Genomic DNA, 14,295 nt, shown 5'->3' with positions numbered 1-14,295 from the left:
CCACCCACTACGAGCCAGCCACCCACCACACGGAGGATTCCTTGAGCGAATACACACAGCCCACGTCAGACCAGATCGAGAAGCTGAACGAGGAGATCCGCTACATCGCGTACTCGGTCTTCGCCATCGCCGACGACCTGGGCGATGAGGATCGTGCGGCCGTCGCGGACGAGGTGAAGGAGTCCCTCGCACCGCTCGAGCAGCAGGGCCTCGTCGTGCGAGGCATCTACGACGTGTCCGCATTCCGCGCGGACGCGGACATCATGTTCTGGTGGCACGCGCCCACTCCGGAGCTCATCCAGAAGGCGTACTCCGCTGTGCGCCGGTCGCGCCTGGGTGCGGCACTCGAATCGGTGTGGTCGGCCATGGCGGTGCACCGCCCGTCGGAGTTCAACAAGGCGCACCTGCCGGCGCTCCTCACAGACGACGTGGCGGGCGACTACATCTGCGTGTATCCGTTCGTCCGGTCGTACGAGTGGTACATGCTGCCGCCGGAGGAGCGGTCGCAGATGCTGCGTGACCACGGCATGGCCGCCGCCGGCTACAAGGATGTGAAGGCCAACACCCTGTCAGCGTTCGCACTGGGCGACTACGAATGGGTGCTCGCGTTCGAAGCGGATCGGTTGGACCGCATCGTCGATCTCATGCGGGACCTCCGCGACACGAAGGCCCGACTGCACGTGCGCGAGGAGATCCCGTTCTTCACGGGTCCTCGCCGCGAACTGGTCGACATCATCTCCGACTGGCGCTGATCCGGGAGATCCTGGAGCAGGAGGAGGGCGGGCGGATCCGTGATCCGCCCGCCCTCCTCCTGCCTGCAGGTGAGGCGTCAGGCTCCCGGGGAGCCGGGACGGTGCATCGGCACATGGGGGATGCCGTCCTCCAGGAATCCCGGTCCGGACACGGAGAAGCCGCAGCCACCGTAGTAGCCGACCAGATGAGACTGCGCGTTGAGCGTCAGGTCCTGCTGGCCGAACAGGCGAACTGTCTCCTGCAGGAGCAGGCGACCGAGGCCTCGGCCGCGGGCATCAGGAGAGGTGACGACTCGGCCCACGCTGCGCGCCCCGGGACGCGCGGCGGGGCCGTCCTCGTATCCGTCCGGGAGGATCCGCGCATAGGCCTGGGGCTCCGCGCTCAGACCGGTGTCCCCGCCGTGGGAGTCCTCAGCAGGGCGCAGGACAGGTCCCTCCGCGGGGAGGAAGAGGTGCAGGGTGTCGGGCAGGAGGTCGACGCCGTCCAGGTCGAGGTACACGCATTCCTGCTCGACGATGAACACCCGGCTGCGCAGCTGGAGGATCCCGTAGAGCTCCGGCAGCGTGAGCCCGCTCGTGGATGTGAGGACCCAGCCGTCCGCGGAGACGGTGCGCGTGCCGGAACCGGCTTCAGCGGTCGACACGACCGGATGCCTGACGGACTGCCGGTCCGTCACTCGGCGGTGTCCGCGACGAGGCGGAGGCTGAGTGAGTTCATGCAGTAGCGCAGGTCAGTGGGGGTGGCGAAGCCCTCGCCGCCGAACACATGGCCCATGTGGGACTCGCAGGTCGCGCAGCGGACCTCCACCCGCTCCATCCCCATGGTCGTGTCCTTGATGTAGCGGACGCGGTCCTCTGCCAGCGGCGCGTAGAACGAGGGCCAGCCACAGGCAGCGTCGAACTTCGTCTCCGAGCGGAACAGCTCAGCGCCGCACGCGCGGCAGGCGTAGACGCCGATCGTGGGGTCGTTCTCGTACTCCCCGGAGAAGGGCCTCTCCGTCCCGGCCTCGCGCAGCACGTGGTACTCCTCCGGAGTGAGGATCTCCCGCCAGTCGGCCTCTGTGCGCGCAGCGGTCGGTGTCGTCGTGTCGTCGTCCACTTCCGGTCCCTCGTCCTTCGTCGGTGCTGTCGGATGGTGTGCTCACCCGCGTGGGGTGCACACCAGCGTAACGGCCCGCGGTCGCCAGGTGTTCCCTGCTGGTGGGATCTCCGCGCTGGTGGGACCTCCGCGCTGGTGGGACCTCCGCATGCGCGATGCGCGGTCGCTCGCACTGTGTTCGCGGGGGCGGAAGGATCGTGGGCCGGACTCCCGCCGCTCAGCCTTCGCCGGTAGGATCGTGGGTCATGGGCCAGGACACCTCGAGGGATCTCGGACTGCGTGAGAAGGCGCTGCGCGCCGCTGTGACGACTGCGGGGGTGGCCGCCGGTGCCGCAGCACTGGTGTCAGTCGCCTCGTCGGGTCTCGCGGTCTACTTCGCGCGGCGGATCGTCGTTCCGGAGAACCAGCCGGAGGACCTCGACATCCTCCACGTGTCGGGGTTCGACGACGAACTGGTCATCCATCTCCCGGCGACGAAGGACACGATCCTCCCCGGCACCTACGGGATCACGTTCGACAGCGGCCGCGGTCTCGCGCAGGTGGGGGAGATCCTCGAATACGATCCGGTCTCGCGGACCGTCGCTCGTCGTGTCGCCTCGGTGATCTCCGGCGACCTCACGGCGGCTCGCCGGGGCCGGTGGACCGGGACGGTCTTCACCCATCCGGCGCAGCTGGACATCCCCTACGAGGACATCGTCCTGCAGTCCGACGTCGGTGAGCTGCCGGCGTGGCTGCTGCCGACGGCGGACCCGGCACCGCTCGACACCTGGGCGATCCTGGTCCACGGCCGCGGCGCGACCCGGGCCGAGGTCCTGAGGGCCGGCCGTGTGCTGGACTCGATCGGGATGCCCTCCATCGCGATGTCCTACCGCAATGACGCGGAGGTGCGCGATGGCGGGCACTCCCGCTACGGGCTGGGCGACACCGAATGGTTCGATGTCGATGTCGCGATCGACTATGCGCGTGCCCACGGCGCACGGCAGGTCGTCGTCTTCGGGTGGTCGATGGGCGGTGCGATCGCGTTCCAAGCGGCTTCCCGGGGACGCAATCGCGGCTTCATCGTGGGGCTGGTGCTGGACGGTCCCGTCGTCGATTGGCACGACGTGCTCGACAACCAGGCGCGCCTGAACTACCTGCCGACCCCCATCGCGCGCCTCACGCTCGACATGATCACCCGCCCGTGGGCGCGGTCGATCACGGGCCTGGAGACTCCCATCGATCTGGAGCGGCTGGATTGGGTGACGCGTGCAGCAGAGCTCGACAAGCCCGTGCTCCTCATCCACTCCGACGATGATCAGTTCGTCCCATCGGGCCCCTCGCACGCTCTGGCCCGCGTCCGCTTCGACCTGGTGACGATGCCGGCCTATGACACCGCCGCCCACACGAAGGAGTGGAACGTGGAGCCGGAGCGGTGGGAGGACGACGTGGCGAACTTCCTCGAGTCAAAACTGGATCTGTGACGGCGACGCTGGGTTCTGCTTGTTGAACTTTCTTCTATAGCGTAGGACACAGGAGAAGGAGGACATGCATGACGACAGACTGTTCGGTGGAGTACGCGAAGGCGGATTTCACTCATCTCTACAATCGGCCGGACCCGCGCGAGTACTACAGAGTGCTCGGCGCTCTGGAATACCAGATCCCGGAACACGCACGACCGGTGTTCAACGCCGTCCGCCGGGCCCAGCTCGCCGCAGCGCCGGCAGACCAGGGTCCGATCCTCGACATCTGCTGCTCCTACGGGATCAACGCCGCACTGCTCACCACGGATCTGACTCGCCTGGCCCTCTACGAGCGGTACTCCGATGACTCTCTGTCAGGCCTCGATGCGGAGGCCATGGCCGATGCCGATCATGCGTTCTACTCCGAGCACCGCTTGCCCGAGGCCCCCGAGGTGCTCGGTCTCGACGTGTCAGCCGAAGCCGTCGCCTACACGACCCAGGTCGGTCTGCACACGGACGGCTGGGTGGAGAACCTGGAGGAGGACGAGCCCTCGGCAGAACTCGTCGCCGGCCTGCGTGATGTCAGCCTGTTCACCATCACCGGCGGGGTCGGCTATGTCACGGAGCGCACCTTCGACCGCCTGGTGAGTGCCCTGCCGGACGGACGCAAGCCGTGGATCGCCGCTTTCGTGCTGCGCATGTATCCCTACGACTCGATCGCTGAAACGCTGGCAGGCCACGGAATGGTGACCGAGAAGCTGTCCGGCACCACGTTCCGGCAGCGCCGGTTCGACTCGCAGGAGGAGCAGGACACCGCCGTGCGCACGGTGCGCGCCCTGGGTCTGGACACACGGGGTCTGGAGGAGGACGGCTGGTACCACTGCGACCTGTTCCTGTCGCGCCCGGCCGATGATGCCGCCGCACTGCCCCTGGAGCAGCTCGTGCGCACTGCCGACTGAGGCGGCGGGAGAGTCTCCCGTGGGGGCAGAGCAGGCGCCGACGTCTACGTCGGCAGTCCCCAGCGCTGGATGAGTGCGGAGCCGTCCGTGACCAGGCTCAGCAGCGACAGCGGGACGGGGGCGTCCCCGGCATGGCCGTCGAGCAGACCACGGGGTGACTGGGGGTCGGGGACTCCGGCGAGCAGGGGAGACGTCGTGAGGCAGAGTTCGTCCACGGCGCCCTTCCCGATCCACGTCCCCAGCAGCGCCGGACCGCCTTCGTGCACGACCTCGCGACAGCCCCGCCGGCGCAGATCGTCGATCACGGCACGGGGTTCCACCGCAGCGTCGTGGAGGACCACCGAGTCCTCGCCCAGCTGTTCGACGAGCTCGGCACGGCGAGCAGGGCCGCACTGCTCACGCGACGCATGCAGGACGACTCCGCCGCTGCCCGCTTCGTCGAGCCTGTCCAGATCCACCTGCCCGGACCGGGACACGAGGACGAGCAGCGGCGCGGCGTCCTGCCCCCGGTCGCCGCGCTGGTCGGCGTGCCGCGTCTTCGCGTGCAGTCGTGTGTACCGTTCGGCCCGGGCGGTGCCCGCACCCACGATGACGGCGTCGGCGATCGAGCGCAGGACGGAGAAGACCCGTTTGTCCGCCGGCGAGGAGATGGAGCCCGACCGGTCATCCGCTCCGGTGACGGCGCCGTCGACCGTGGAGACCATGTTGGCGCGGACCCAGGGGCGCGCGGAGTCCGCGTCGTGGAGGCCGCCCCGCGGCGCATCGCTCCGGTCGAGGTAGAGCCGGACGAGGTCGGCCTCGTCAGCGGTCGCGGGCAGCGGCCGGTGGTCGGGGTGCAGCTGTGAGAGCTCGATGGGGTGATTCATGGGCTGATTCACTGTGCGAGGTACTCCTCACTCCCCATCGTGATGTGGGGAGATCTGTCGGGGTCGAGGGTGGTGAGGAGGAACTCCATATCCTCCTCCGGGAGTGCGATGCAGCCGCGTGTGGGGTTCCCGTGCTCGACGTGGAGCCAGATCTTCCCACCCGCGTCCCAGCCCATGGGCCGGGTGTTCTCCGTGGGTGCGACCCCGGTCTTCCGGTTGTAGTCGATCGCGATCACGTAGTCGAAGACGGACGCGTAACCGTCGCCGTACACGGCCTCCGCGCCGCTGCGCAGGCCCTCGTCGCGGTGATACGGCAGGAGCGATCCGGGGTCGGCCAGGTAGCCGCCCGCGTCACTGAGGCTGAAGACGCCGGCGGGGGAGGTCCTGTCGCCCTCGCGGCGGTCCTCCCGCCATCCGCTGCCGCCGTTGTGCCCGGCCATCGTCGCGGTCCGGGTCCAGACGTCGTCAGCCCGTTCCCAGAGCGACAGCCGGGTCTCGGTGGAATCGTCGTCCGCGCCCGAGGCGATGAGGACCTGCGTCGAGTCGTCCGGTACCTGCGCGGCCGTCTCCGGCCCCAGTCCGGTCGCTGGGTCTGTGAGCGCGTCGACCGTGGACACGGCATCCGCGGATGCGTCGTCGGTCGGTGCAGGAGACGACCCGTGGGACACGTCGTCCGCGGACGCGTCGAGGAGGTCCGGAGCTCGCTGGAGCGGTGCGTCGAAGTGGACCGCCGCACGCTGCGCGGGAGCGGGGAACGTGCGGGAGTCGGCGCCGACTCCTGCGGGTGCCGCGTGCACCGCCGGAGCGGTGGTGGGCACGGCGAGGATCGCTGCGGCGCATGCACTGACGAGGGCGAGGGTCACCACCGGCGCAGGGCGGGGTGACCTGCGGAGCGTGCCGGCAGTGCGGAATCCGTGCATATGCCCAGTCTTCCACCCGGTGAGGCGTGAGTCACGGCTGACGCTCCGTCTGAGCGTTCATGGAGGTTCGCCGTCGTAGGATGTCGTCACTATGTCTGTTCCACCTCCGCCGCAGCACCCACCGCCGCGCCGTCAGCCCCACGCGCCTGAGGATCCGTCGCTCACGACGCAGATCTTCATCGATCAGTCGCGCGCCGCTGCAGGGCGAGCAGATGCCGGTCAGGCGAATGCCGGCGGCCACCGCAGTGCTGACCGCGGCCAACAGGTTCCTCCCGCAGAGGATGCGGACACGCAGGCTCTGAGCCCCGGCGATGTGGCGGAGGCTCGGCGTCGTGCCGCGGAGGATGACGGCGAGTCCACCCAGATGATGTCGATGGAGGACCTGCGCCAGTTGGCGGCCTCCTCGCGGATCGAAGCGCTGGACGGCCCGCGCGAGGGCAGCGGCGACGCGGTCCAGGCACCGCCTGCGGGTGCGGCGGACGATGCGCGGGCACAGGAACAGGCTCCGCCGGGGGTGTTCTCCGCGCACGTCCCGTCGCATCCGGCGCCGTCAGCACCCGACGCCCCTCCGACAGCGCCGCACGCTGCGCAGCCCCACGCTGCTCCCGCAGCGCCGCAGACGGCTCCGCCCCACGCCGCTCCGTCCACCGCCCCTGCGGGATACCCCGCGGCTGCGGGGTACGCGGTGCAGAGCGGGCACCCCGCACCGCCCGCCAAGCCCACTGCGCCCCCGCCTGCCGCGGGCGGCGGCTACGCGGCAGCAGGGCAAGCCGAGCCGGTGCGGCGCAAGCGCCGCATGCCGGTGCTCGCGATCGCGTTCGTCGTGCTGTCCGCGCTTATCGTCGTGGGGATCGGGGGCTGGATCCTCGTCGATGCCGTGACGCGGGACGGCGGACAGTCGCAGCAGGCCGCACCGCCGCCTCCGGCGACGGACGACTCCACGGGAGAAGGCGGCCTCGTCGACGAATCGGACGACGGGACCGCGGCGCCGGGGGCAGACACCGAATCGTTCGCCACCCCGTCGGGCAACATCGGGTGCACCATCGATGCGGAGCGCGCTCGCTGCGTGGTGAAGAGCTTCGACTACTCACCCCCCGCCGCGCCGGACAGCTGCGAGATGGCGGAATGGGGCTCGATCGTCGTGGCGAACCGCGACGGTGCAGGGTTCTCCTGCACACCCGCGGAGTTCCCCGCGGACGCTGAGCCCTTGGAGTACGGACAGACGATCACGGCACACGGGATGACCTGCTCGTCGGAGGAGACCGGTGTCTCGTGCAGATCGGACGAGACCGGCGCAGCGTTCTCCGTGGCACGGGCGGACGCGACATTCGACCAGGCGGAGTGACGTCCATCATGCGGACGCCGACATGCACGCGGCACGCGAAGGCGCATAGGGTGAGTGCATGAACTGGGGACTGCTCCTCCTTATCCGCCGCGGCGAGGCCTGACTCACAGGGCCGTATCCTCGCCGCGGTGTCCGACGCGCACGTCGGCCCCTTCCTCTGCACCAGCATGACAAGGAGAGCAGCAATGGCGAATCTGCAGAAGCCCAGCCCGATGCCGTTCAGCAAGTACAAGTCGTTCTACGACCGGATCCAGCTCGACATGCGGGACCGCACATGGCCCGATCAGCGGCTGACGAAGGCGCCCCGCTGGCTGAGCACCGATCTGCGCGACGGCAATCAGGCCCTCATCGATCCGATGACCCCGGAGCGCAAGCGACGGATGTTCGATCTTCTGGTGAAGCTCGGCTTCAAGGAGATCGAGGTGGGCTTCCCGGCCGCCAGCCAGCCGGACTTCGACTTCGTCCGCCAGATCATCGAAGAGGATGCGATCCCGGACGACGTGCGCATCAGCGTCCTCACGCAGGCGCGCGAGGACCTGATCGAGCGGACGGTGGAGAGCCTGCGCGGAGCGCAGAAGCCGACGGTCCACCTGTACAACGCGACGGCGCCGGTCTTCCGCAAGGTTGTCTTCGGCTTCGAAGGCGATGGCTTCGACCAGACCCGCGACATCGCCCTGCGCGGCACCCAGGCGGTCATGAAGCACGCCGAATCGATGCTGGGCGACGCGGAGTTCGGGTACCAGTACTCCCCGGAGATCTTCGTAGACACCGAACCGGAGTTCGCCGCAGACATCGTGGGCTCCGTCCTGGACATGTGGCAGCCCGCCGCGGGACGCGAGACGGTCGTGAACCTGCCGGCGACGGTGGAGCGCGGCACGCCCAACGCCTACGCGGACCAGATCGAATGGTTCATCCGGCAGATGCCCTACCGCGAGGACGTCGCCGTGTCGCTCCACCCCCACAACGACCGGGGGACCGGTGTCGCGGCGGCGGAGCTGGGACTCATGGCCGGCGCGGACCGCGTCGAAGGCTGCCTGTTCGGCAACGGCGAGCGCACGGGCAACCTGGACCTGGTCACCGTCGCGATGAACCTCTACAGCCAGGGGGTCGACCCGGAGCTGGACTTCTCTGATATAGACGAAGTGATCCACACGGTCGAGGACTGCAATCAGATCGGTGTCCACGAGCGCCATCCGTACGGCGGAGACCTCGTCTTCACCTCGTTCTCCGGCTCGCACCAGGACGCGATCAACAAGGCGTTCGCGGACCGCGAGATCAAGGCGCACCAGGCGGGCGTGCCGGTCGACCGGATGGAATGGGACATGCCCTACCTGCCCGTCGACCCGAAGGATCTGGGCCGCAGCTACGAAGCGGTGATCCGCGTGAACTCGCAGTCGGGCAAGGGCGGCGTCACCTACCTCATCAAGAGCGAGCACGGCCTCGACATGCCGCGCCGAATGCAGGTGGAGTTCTCGAAGGTCGTCCAGGCACGCACCGAGACCGGCGGTGAGGTGAACGCGAAGGAGATCTGGAGGATCTTCGCGGACGAGTACCTCCCCGCCGAGGAGGACGAGACCGGGTGGGGGCGCTTCGAGCTGCTCAGCCTCCGCACGGAGTCCGTCCATGCTGAGGACGAGGATGCCGGTCGTCTCTCCGAGCGCATCGAGGCGTTCCTGCGCGTCGACGGCCAGGAGCGCGTCTACGAGGGCCGCGGCAACGGTCCCGTCGATGCCCTCGTGACGATCCTCAACGATCACTTCGATGTGGACATCCGCCTCCAGGACTACAGCGAGCACGCTGTCGGCACGGGCGCGGACACGAAGGCCGCCGCCTACGTGGAGCTGGCGGTGGGCGACCGCGTGCTGTGGGGCGCGGGACTGCACCCCAACATCACGAAGGCGACCCTCAAGGCGATCATCTCTGCGGTGAACCGCGCCGCACGCTGACGCTGCTGCGACCCCTCGCCGAGGCGGTGGTGACGACCGACGGGTCCGTCACCACCGCCTCGGCGCGTGTTCGGGTGTGTGCCTACCCGGCCGCCCGTGCCGGGAGTGAGACAATCTATCGGTGAGGTACTACCGGGATGAAGCGATCGTGCTGGGTGGGCACAAACTGGGCGAGGCCGACCGCATCGTCGTGCTGCTGACGCGCGAGCACGGGCTCGTCCGCGCTGTCGCGAAGGGCATCCGGCGGACCAAGTCGAAGTTCGGCTCACGGCTGGAGCCGTTCATGTTCGTCGACCTCCAGGCGCACGTCGGCAAGTCCTTGGACATCGTCACCCAGGTGGAGCTGAAGGAGCCGTTCGCCCGGGGGATCATGGCCGACTACGACGTGTACTCGGCTGCGACGGTGATGGCGGAGACCGCTCAGAAGCTCACGGAGGACGAACCGCGGACACGGGGGCAGTTCCTCCTGCTGCTGTCTGCGATCCGCTCGCTGTGCAATATGGAGCATCCTCCGCGGCAGAGCCTCGATGCCTACCTGCTGCGGGCGATGTCGCTGGCCGGCTGGGCACCCAGCCTCGTCGACTGCGCGCAGTGCGGCATGCCCGGCCCGCATCGCGGCTTCTCTGCTGCGCTCGGCGGGACCGTCTGCACGGACTGCCGCCCTCACGGCACCGCGCTGACCTCGACCTCGGCCGTCAATCACATGGCGGCTCTGCTGACCGGAGACTGGACCGTCGCGGCAGTGACGCCGGTGCACACCGCTCTGGAGGCATCGCGGCTCGTCACGGCCTACGTCCACTGGCATCTGGAGCGCCGCGTGCGCTCCCTCAACGTCCTGGAGCGCACATGAGCTACCCCGCACCACCGCCCCATCCGTCCGGCGCGCGGCCGCCGGCGATCGATCGCGCGTTCGTACCGCGCCACGTCGCGATCGTCATGGACGGAAACGGACGCTGGGCGAATGAGCGGGGTCTGCCGCGCACGGAGGGGCACAAGGCGGGAGAGGCCTCGTTGCTCGACGTGATCCACGGGGCGATCGAGGCCGGAGTCGACTACCTGAGCGCCTACGCGTTCTCGACTGAGAACTGGAAGCGATCACCTGCTGAGGTGCGCTTCCTCATGGGCTTCAACCGCGACGTCATCCGTCGCCGCAGGGACGAACTGGACGAGCTGGGCGTGCGGATCGTGTGGTCCGGCAGGCCGGGACGGCTGTGGAAGTCCGTCATCACGGAACTGGAGGACGCGCAGGAGCAGACGAAGGACAACACCGGACTCGTCCTGCAGTTCTGCGTGAACTACGGCGGCCGGTCGGAACTCGTGGACGCGATGAAGGAGGTCGCGCGCGAAGTCGCTGCGGGCCGCCTCGCACCGGAGAAGCTGACGGAGAAGTCGATCGCCTCACGCCTCTACTCGCCCGAGGTCCCCGACGTGGATCTGTTCCTGCGGTCGTCGGGGGAGCAGCGGACGTCGAACTTCCTGCTGTGGCAGTCGGCCTATGCAGAGATGGTCTTCCAGGACGTGCTCTGGCCGGACGTCGACCGCAGGACGCTGTGGGCCGCCATCCTCGAATACGCGAAGCGCGATCGGCGGTTCGGGGGAGCGGTGGACAGCGTGGCAACGCAGCCGGAGGGCTCGTGAGTGTGTGCGCCCAGCACGCGCGGCGCTGTCAATCGTCACGGTCCTCACCAGGTCAGGACATCGGTGCCCCCGGCGGGACTTGAACCCGCGACAAAAGGATTATGAGACTTGCGCTCAGCCCAGTGCTGGCGGGGATGGCGCTGGGTCAAGTGCCACTAAAGTGCCACTCACTCGAGAGCGGCGAGTTCCGGGGCCTCGCGACGGAACAGTGTTCCGAGGCGTTCAGCGACGGTACTGAGGTCGTCATCGAACAGTTCCGCGTAGACGTCCAGCGTCATCGACGCGGACGCGTGACCCGCGAACCGCTGGACCGCTTTCACGTTCGCCCCCGCCTGGATGGCGAGGCTCACGGCTGTGTGTCGTAGCCCGTGGAAACCGATCGGCTCGAAGTCCTCATCGCCGACGCGCAGCACGAGCGGGTGCTCGCTGTCGCTAAGTCCGAGAACGGCGCGCGTAGCCGCGTCCGCGATCCCCGTGACGTCTAGGTCGTTGTCGTCCTGGTAGGCGCGCACAGCGCGTTCTGTGACTTCTCCGAACCGCGCTCTGCCCCGCCTGAGTTCCGTCACCCCGAGCGCTTCTTGTAGTCGCTGGACGGCGACTGAGGCGTCTGCGACTAGCGGACGGAACACCCGGTTCGTGAAGTTCGATCCGTGTAGCCAGTGTCCGCCGCTGGCGGGGAACAGGAGGTCGTCGGCGTTCTTGCCCCGCGCTCGCGCGGTGGCGATCTGCACCGCGTTCGGCGCGAGCGGCACCGTCCGCTCTTCGCCGGTCTTCGTCGTCTTCACGTAGCGTCGCCCGTTGTCGTCGCCGATGGCTCGTGTGACGACGACTACCCCGTCGAACGTGTCGATGTCCTGGACTCGGAGCGCGGCTAGTTCTCCGAACCTCAGGCCGGTGATCCCGGCGAACAGGATTAGGTCGCCCCACTCTTCGGAGTGGGCGGCGAGCCGCATGAGTTGCCGTGGCGCAAGCGGTCTGATCGGGGTCGCCGTCGCCGCTGGCGGCGCCTTCACGCCCTCCGCTGGATTGACCCGCACGATGCCGCGTTCGACTGCGAACGCGAGCATCCGCTTGAACTGTCCGAGCGCTTTCCTCTTGCGGTCGGTCGTGGCTGGCTTGCCGTCCGGCGCTGTCATCGTGGTCACCCATTCGGACACGCCTTCGCGGGTGATGTTGGCGAGCGCGGTCCGGTCCCATCGGGGACCGATGCTGTTCCGGTAGATCGTCCGGTAGGAGTTGAGTGTCGACGGTTCAGCGCCTTCGCCCTTGAGGCCTCCGCCGCCTTCGATTACGGCGATCCAGTCTGCGAACAGTTGGGAGACGAACACGTCTTTGCCCGCGTCGGGGTCGAACGTCCTGGTCCCGTCGTGCTCGCGTATGTATTCGTCGCGGAACACCTCAGCGTCCTTGCGGCGCTTGAACCGTTTGCGCTTGTAGCCGCTGCCGGTCCAGTAGCGGACTACCCATCGTGATTCGGTCGGCTTGATGTCCGGGTTCTGTTGTTTGCGGTCTTCGATGATCGGTCTGCGCATAGGGTCAAGTTAACACTCATCCTGTGCTCTTGACGGCCAGCATGCCGTTGTTGGGCTCTGTGTGCCACCCAGGAGCGCACAGCAGGGGCGCGTCCGCACTCGCGTTCGCAGCGGCGATTCTGTGCCCGCACAGAGCGTTCTGTGGGCGCTGTGCGTTCTGGGTGTAACGCAACGATTTGGTAACGCACGGGGGGCCGATGTCGCTAACTCGCGAAAACGACACCCTTATTACCATGAGGGTGAAAAGCGGGGACGCCTCGCTCAGCGAACTCCCAGCGGGTCTGATGTCCGCGATCCGGGGATCGGACACCCTTATTACCTTGAGGGGCGCTGACCCAGCGATAGCCACCGATTCGGTCGGTGGCTTTTTTGTGCCCTCACACCCGACACCAGCAGACGATTCCCGACATGAGGAGGTGAGTGTGGACGACATGATGACGCGGCGTGAGGCCGCTGAGTTCCTGCGCGTGAAGTGGACTTGGCTCCGCGACAACGCGGGCAGGCCGGGGTATCCGCCGGTTTGCAAGGTGGGTCGGTACGTGCGGTACAGCCGCACGGATCTTGAGGCGTGGCTTCGCCTTAACCGCGTCGGCTGATCGACGGCCGCGCAGTACACAACTTCATAGAGATGGCTCAGACACAGGAGACTCATTGAGCACAGCGACAGCGACAGCATCGGATCAGGTCGAGCACGTGAACATCGTGCCTATCGCGTTGACGCGCAAGCAGGCCGCGCAGTATCTCGGAGTGCGCCCGAGTTGGTTGGCAGACAACGCGGGCACTTCCCGCGCCCCGGTTCACGTCAAGTTCGGCAACCAGGTGCGCTACCTCAGGACGGATCTCGACTCTTGGGCGCGTCAGCAGCGCGTGGTCGCGTGAGCCGGTCCAGCGCGATCCTCGTCGAGCACGGCCAGTGCTCGCATCGCGACGATGACGGCAGGCGGTGCCGGTCGAGGAGGTACACGCGCACGACCGAGGCGATGCGCAAGCGCCCCGGCTACTGCCGGAAGCACGAACCGGACTACCTGCAGGGCGTGGACATGAAAGAGCGGATCGCTGAGTTCGTGGCTCAGGTCCAGCCGGATCCCGTCACGGGCTGTTGGTACTGGCGAGGCTCGACGACCAACAATCGTCGAGGCCGGTTCAAGGCCGGGGGCATTACTTGGCTGCCTTATCGATTCGCGTATGTCGCATTCTTCGGCGGCCATAAGAATGGCGGCGAACTGAATCATTTGTGCGGTGGCGGGAATGCCGGGAATGGCAGAGGAACGTGCTGCAATCCGGCCCACCTATATCCGACGGGCAAGACATTGCATCGACGGTATAAGCCATCGGTTGAGCGGGTGAATCTCGAGGTTGCTTCACGCGACAATGGATTCTTCGCGGCATTCTGCGAGGAGAATGGTCTGCCCGTTGGCTGGTGCTCGAGGCTCCCCGAGTCGTTGCCGGCGACCGCGCCGGCGACTCCTTCCGAAGTGCCGGATACAAACGATACAGCAGTGTATCCAACCGTGGCTCTCGTCGTTTCCCAGCGAGACAGCGGGGAACGGCACCGCGTCGGCCGTCGCGTTCGCCGTACCCCCATTCCCCCCGGGCGACCCGGGCGGCCGGGCCGTTTTTGCGCAAGCGGTCCCTCTGTAGCGAGCGCTTAGCCGTGCCTGTTTGAGCACGCCCCTTGGGCGTGCGCTCAATTCTCTACTCATTGTTTATTCGAGGATGTTTCATGAATGCAACAGCATTAACTGGCTCTTCGCAGATGAGGGTGTAGACCCAGGTGCCGGGGATCCGCCCGTGTCGTT

The 14,295-nt window shown here is 67.6% G+C and carries 14 protein-coding genes; 9 read left to right on the top strand and 5 right to left on the bottom strand.

The genetic code is table 11. The features are described 5' to 3' along the window. Window positions 1–41 precede the first annotated feature (41 nt). The gene (gene hemQ / locus FM105_RS07355) at window positions 42–752 is read left to right on the top strand and encodes a hydrogen peroxide-dependent heme synthase (protein WP_087006845.1); all 711 of its coding nucleotides are present in this window, start codon (window positions 42–44) and stop codon (window positions 750–752) included. 77 nt (window positions 753–829) lie between these two features. Here hemQ and FM105_RS07350 read toward each other — a convergent pair whose 3' ends face one another. Both FM105_RS07350 and msrB read right to left on the bottom strand, forming a co-directional pair. Continuing rightward, on the bottom strand, window positions 830–1,396 hold the full coding sequence (locus FM105_RS07350; protein ID WP_179207111.1) for a GNAT family N-acetyltransferase: 567 nt from the start codon (window positions 1,394–1,396) through the stop codon (window positions 830–832). Between the two features lie 29 nt (window positions 1,397–1,425). Continuing rightward, entirely contained in the window at window positions 1,426–1,851 is a 426-nt protein-coding gene (gene msrB / locus FM105_RS07345) for a peptide-methionine (R)-S-oxide reductase MsrB (RefSeq protein ID WP_087006843.1), read from the bottom strand. Window positions 1,852–2,096: 245 nt separating this feature from the next. On the opposite strand from msrB, the gene FM105_RS07340 reads away from it, so the two are divergent. Together FM105_RS07340 and FM105_RS07335 are read left to right on the top strand one after the other, a co-directional pair. Next, window positions 2,097–3,311 carry an alpha/beta hydrolase family protein gene (locus FM105_RS07340; protein WP_087006841.1) on the top strand — a complete coding sequence of 405 codons (1,215 nt, stop codon included), beginning with the start codon at window positions 2,097–2,099 and terminating at the stop codon, window positions 3,309–3,311. Between the two features lie 68 nt (window positions 3,312–3,379). After that, window positions 3,380–4,249 carry a hypothetical protein gene (locus FM105_RS07335; protein WP_087006839.1) on the top strand — a complete coding sequence of 290 codons (870 nt, stop codon included), beginning with the start codon at window positions 3,380–3,382 and terminating at the stop codon, window positions 4,247–4,249. A gap of 44 nt (window positions 4,250–4,293) precedes the next feature. Here the strand turns inward: FM105_RS07335 and FM105_RS07330 are convergent, their stop codons facing one another. Together FM105_RS07330 and FM105_RS07325 are read right to left on the bottom strand one after the other, a co-directional pair. Further along, window positions 4,294–5,115 carry a dihydrofolate reductase family protein gene (locus FM105_RS07330; protein ID WP_087006837.1) on the bottom strand — a complete coding sequence of 274 codons (822 nt, stop codon included), beginning with the start codon at window positions 5,113–5,115 and terminating at the stop codon, window positions 4,294–4,296. Between the two features lie 8 nt (window positions 5,116–5,123). Continuing rightward, a complete protein-coding gene (locus FM105_RS07325; RefSeq protein WP_087006835.1) occupies window positions 5,124–6,035 on the bottom strand; it encodes a L,D-transpeptidase family protein in 912 nt (303 codons plus the stop codon). Window positions 6,036–6,126: 91 nt separating this feature from the next. Here FM105_RS07325 and FM105_RS07320 point away from each other — a divergent pair, with 91 nt between their 5' ends. From FM105_RS07320 to FM105_RS07305, 4 genes are all read left to right on the top strand, one after another. Continuing rightward, window positions 6,127–7,380, top strand: coding sequence for a hypothetical protein (locus FM105_RS07320; RefSeq protein ID WP_087006833.1), 1,254 nt, complete (start codon window positions 6,127–6,129; stop codon window positions 7,378–7,380). Between the two features lie 185 nt (window positions 7,381–7,565). Then, entirely contained in the window at window positions 7,566–9,326 is a 1,761-nt protein-coding gene (gene leuA, locus FM105_RS07315; RefSeq protein ID WP_087006831.1) for a 2-isopropylmalate synthase, read from the top strand. A 121-nt stretch (window positions 9,327–9,447) separates the two neighbouring features. Further along, window positions 9,448–10,176 carry a DNA repair protein RecO gene (gene recO, locus FM105_RS07310; RefSeq protein ID WP_087006829.1) on the top strand — a complete coding sequence of 243 codons (729 nt, stop codon included), beginning with the start codon at window positions 9,448–9,450 and terminating at the stop codon, window positions 10,174–10,176. Further along, on the top strand, window positions 10,173–10,964 hold the full coding sequence (locus FM105_RS07305; RefSeq protein ID WP_087006827.1) for an isoprenyl transferase: 792 nt from the start codon (window positions 10,173–10,175) through the stop codon (window positions 10,962–10,964). Before recO ends, FM105_RS07305 begins: the two co-directional genes overlap by 4 nt. A gap of 167 nt (window positions 10,965–11,131) precedes the next feature. Here the strand turns inward: FM105_RS07305 and FM105_RS07300 are convergent, their stop codons facing one another. Next, a complete protein-coding gene (locus FM105_RS07300; protein ID WP_087006825.1) occupies window positions 11,132–12,496 on the bottom strand; it encodes a tyrosine-type recombinase/integrase in 1,365 nt (454 codons plus the stop codon). A 233-nt stretch (window positions 12,497–12,729) separates the two neighbouring features. Between FM105_RS07300 and FM105_RS14790 the strand changes: the two genes are divergently transcribed. Together FM105_RS14790 and FM105_RS07295 are read left to right on the top strand one after the other, a co-directional pair. Continuing rightward, window positions 12,730–13,092, top strand: a complete 363-nt coding sequence (locus FM105_RS14790; protein ID WP_218777925.1) for a helix-turn-helix domain-containing protein — start codon at window positions 12,730–12,732, stop codon at window positions 13,090–13,092. Window positions 13,093–13,147: 55 nt separating this feature from the next. Next, window positions 13,148–13,375: a helix-turn-helix domain-containing protein gene (locus tag FM105_RS07295; RefSeq protein WP_087006823.1), complete on the top strand. Its 228-nt coding sequence runs from the start codon at window positions 13,148–13,150 to the stop codon at window positions 13,373–13,375. Window positions 13,376–14,295 lie beyond the last annotated feature (920 nt).

The sequence above is a fragment of the Brevibacterium yomogidense genome (genome assembly GCF_900163715.1).
In the GTDB taxonomy this organism is placed as follows: Bacteria; Actinomycetota; Actinomycetes; order Actinomycetales; family Brevibacteriaceae; genus Brevibacterium; species Brevibacterium yomogidense_A.
Note: the sequence above shows the minus strand (reverse complement) of the source record. Positions and strands in the feature narration are given on the sequence as shown.

Excerpts from the sequence above, each read along its gene's own strand:
- FM105_RS07335 (WP_087006839.1), top strand. The coding sequence starts at position 3,380 with ATGACGACAGACTGTTCGGTGGAGTACGCGAAGGCGGATTTCACTCAT.
- FM105_RS07340 (WP_087006841.1), top strand. The coding sequence starts at position 2,097 with ATGGGCCAGGACACCTCGAGGGATCTCGGACTGCGTGAGAAGGCGCTG.
- FM105_RS07320 (WP_087006833.1), top strand. The coding sequence starts at position 6,127 with ATGTCTGTTCCACCTCCGCCGCAGCACCCACCGCCGCGCCGTCAGCCC.
- FM105_RS07300 (WP_087006825.1), bottom strand. The coding sequence starts at position 12,496 with ATGCGCAGACCGATCATCGAAGACCGCAAACAACAGAACCCGGACATC.
- FM105_RS07330 (WP_087006837.1), bottom strand. The coding sequence starts at position 5,115 with ATGAATCACCCCATCGAGCTCTCACAGCTGCACCCCGACCACCGGCCG.
- FM105_RS07325 (WP_087006835.1), bottom strand. The coding sequence starts at position 6,035 with ATGCACGGATTCCGCACTGCCGGCACGCTCCGCAGGTCACCCCGCCCT.
- FM105_RS07305 (WP_087006827.1), top strand. The coding sequence starts at position 10,173 with ATGAGCTACCCCGCACCACCGCCCCATCCGTCCGGCGCGCGGCCGCCG.
- leuA (WP_087006831.1), top strand. The coding sequence starts at position 7,566 with ATGGCGAATCTGCAGAAGCCCAGCCCGATGCCGTTCAGCAAGTACAAG.
- FM105_RS14790 (WP_218777925.1), top strand. The coding sequence starts at position 12,730 with ATGAGGGTGAAAAGCGGGGACGCCTCGCTCAGCGAACTCCCAGCGGGT.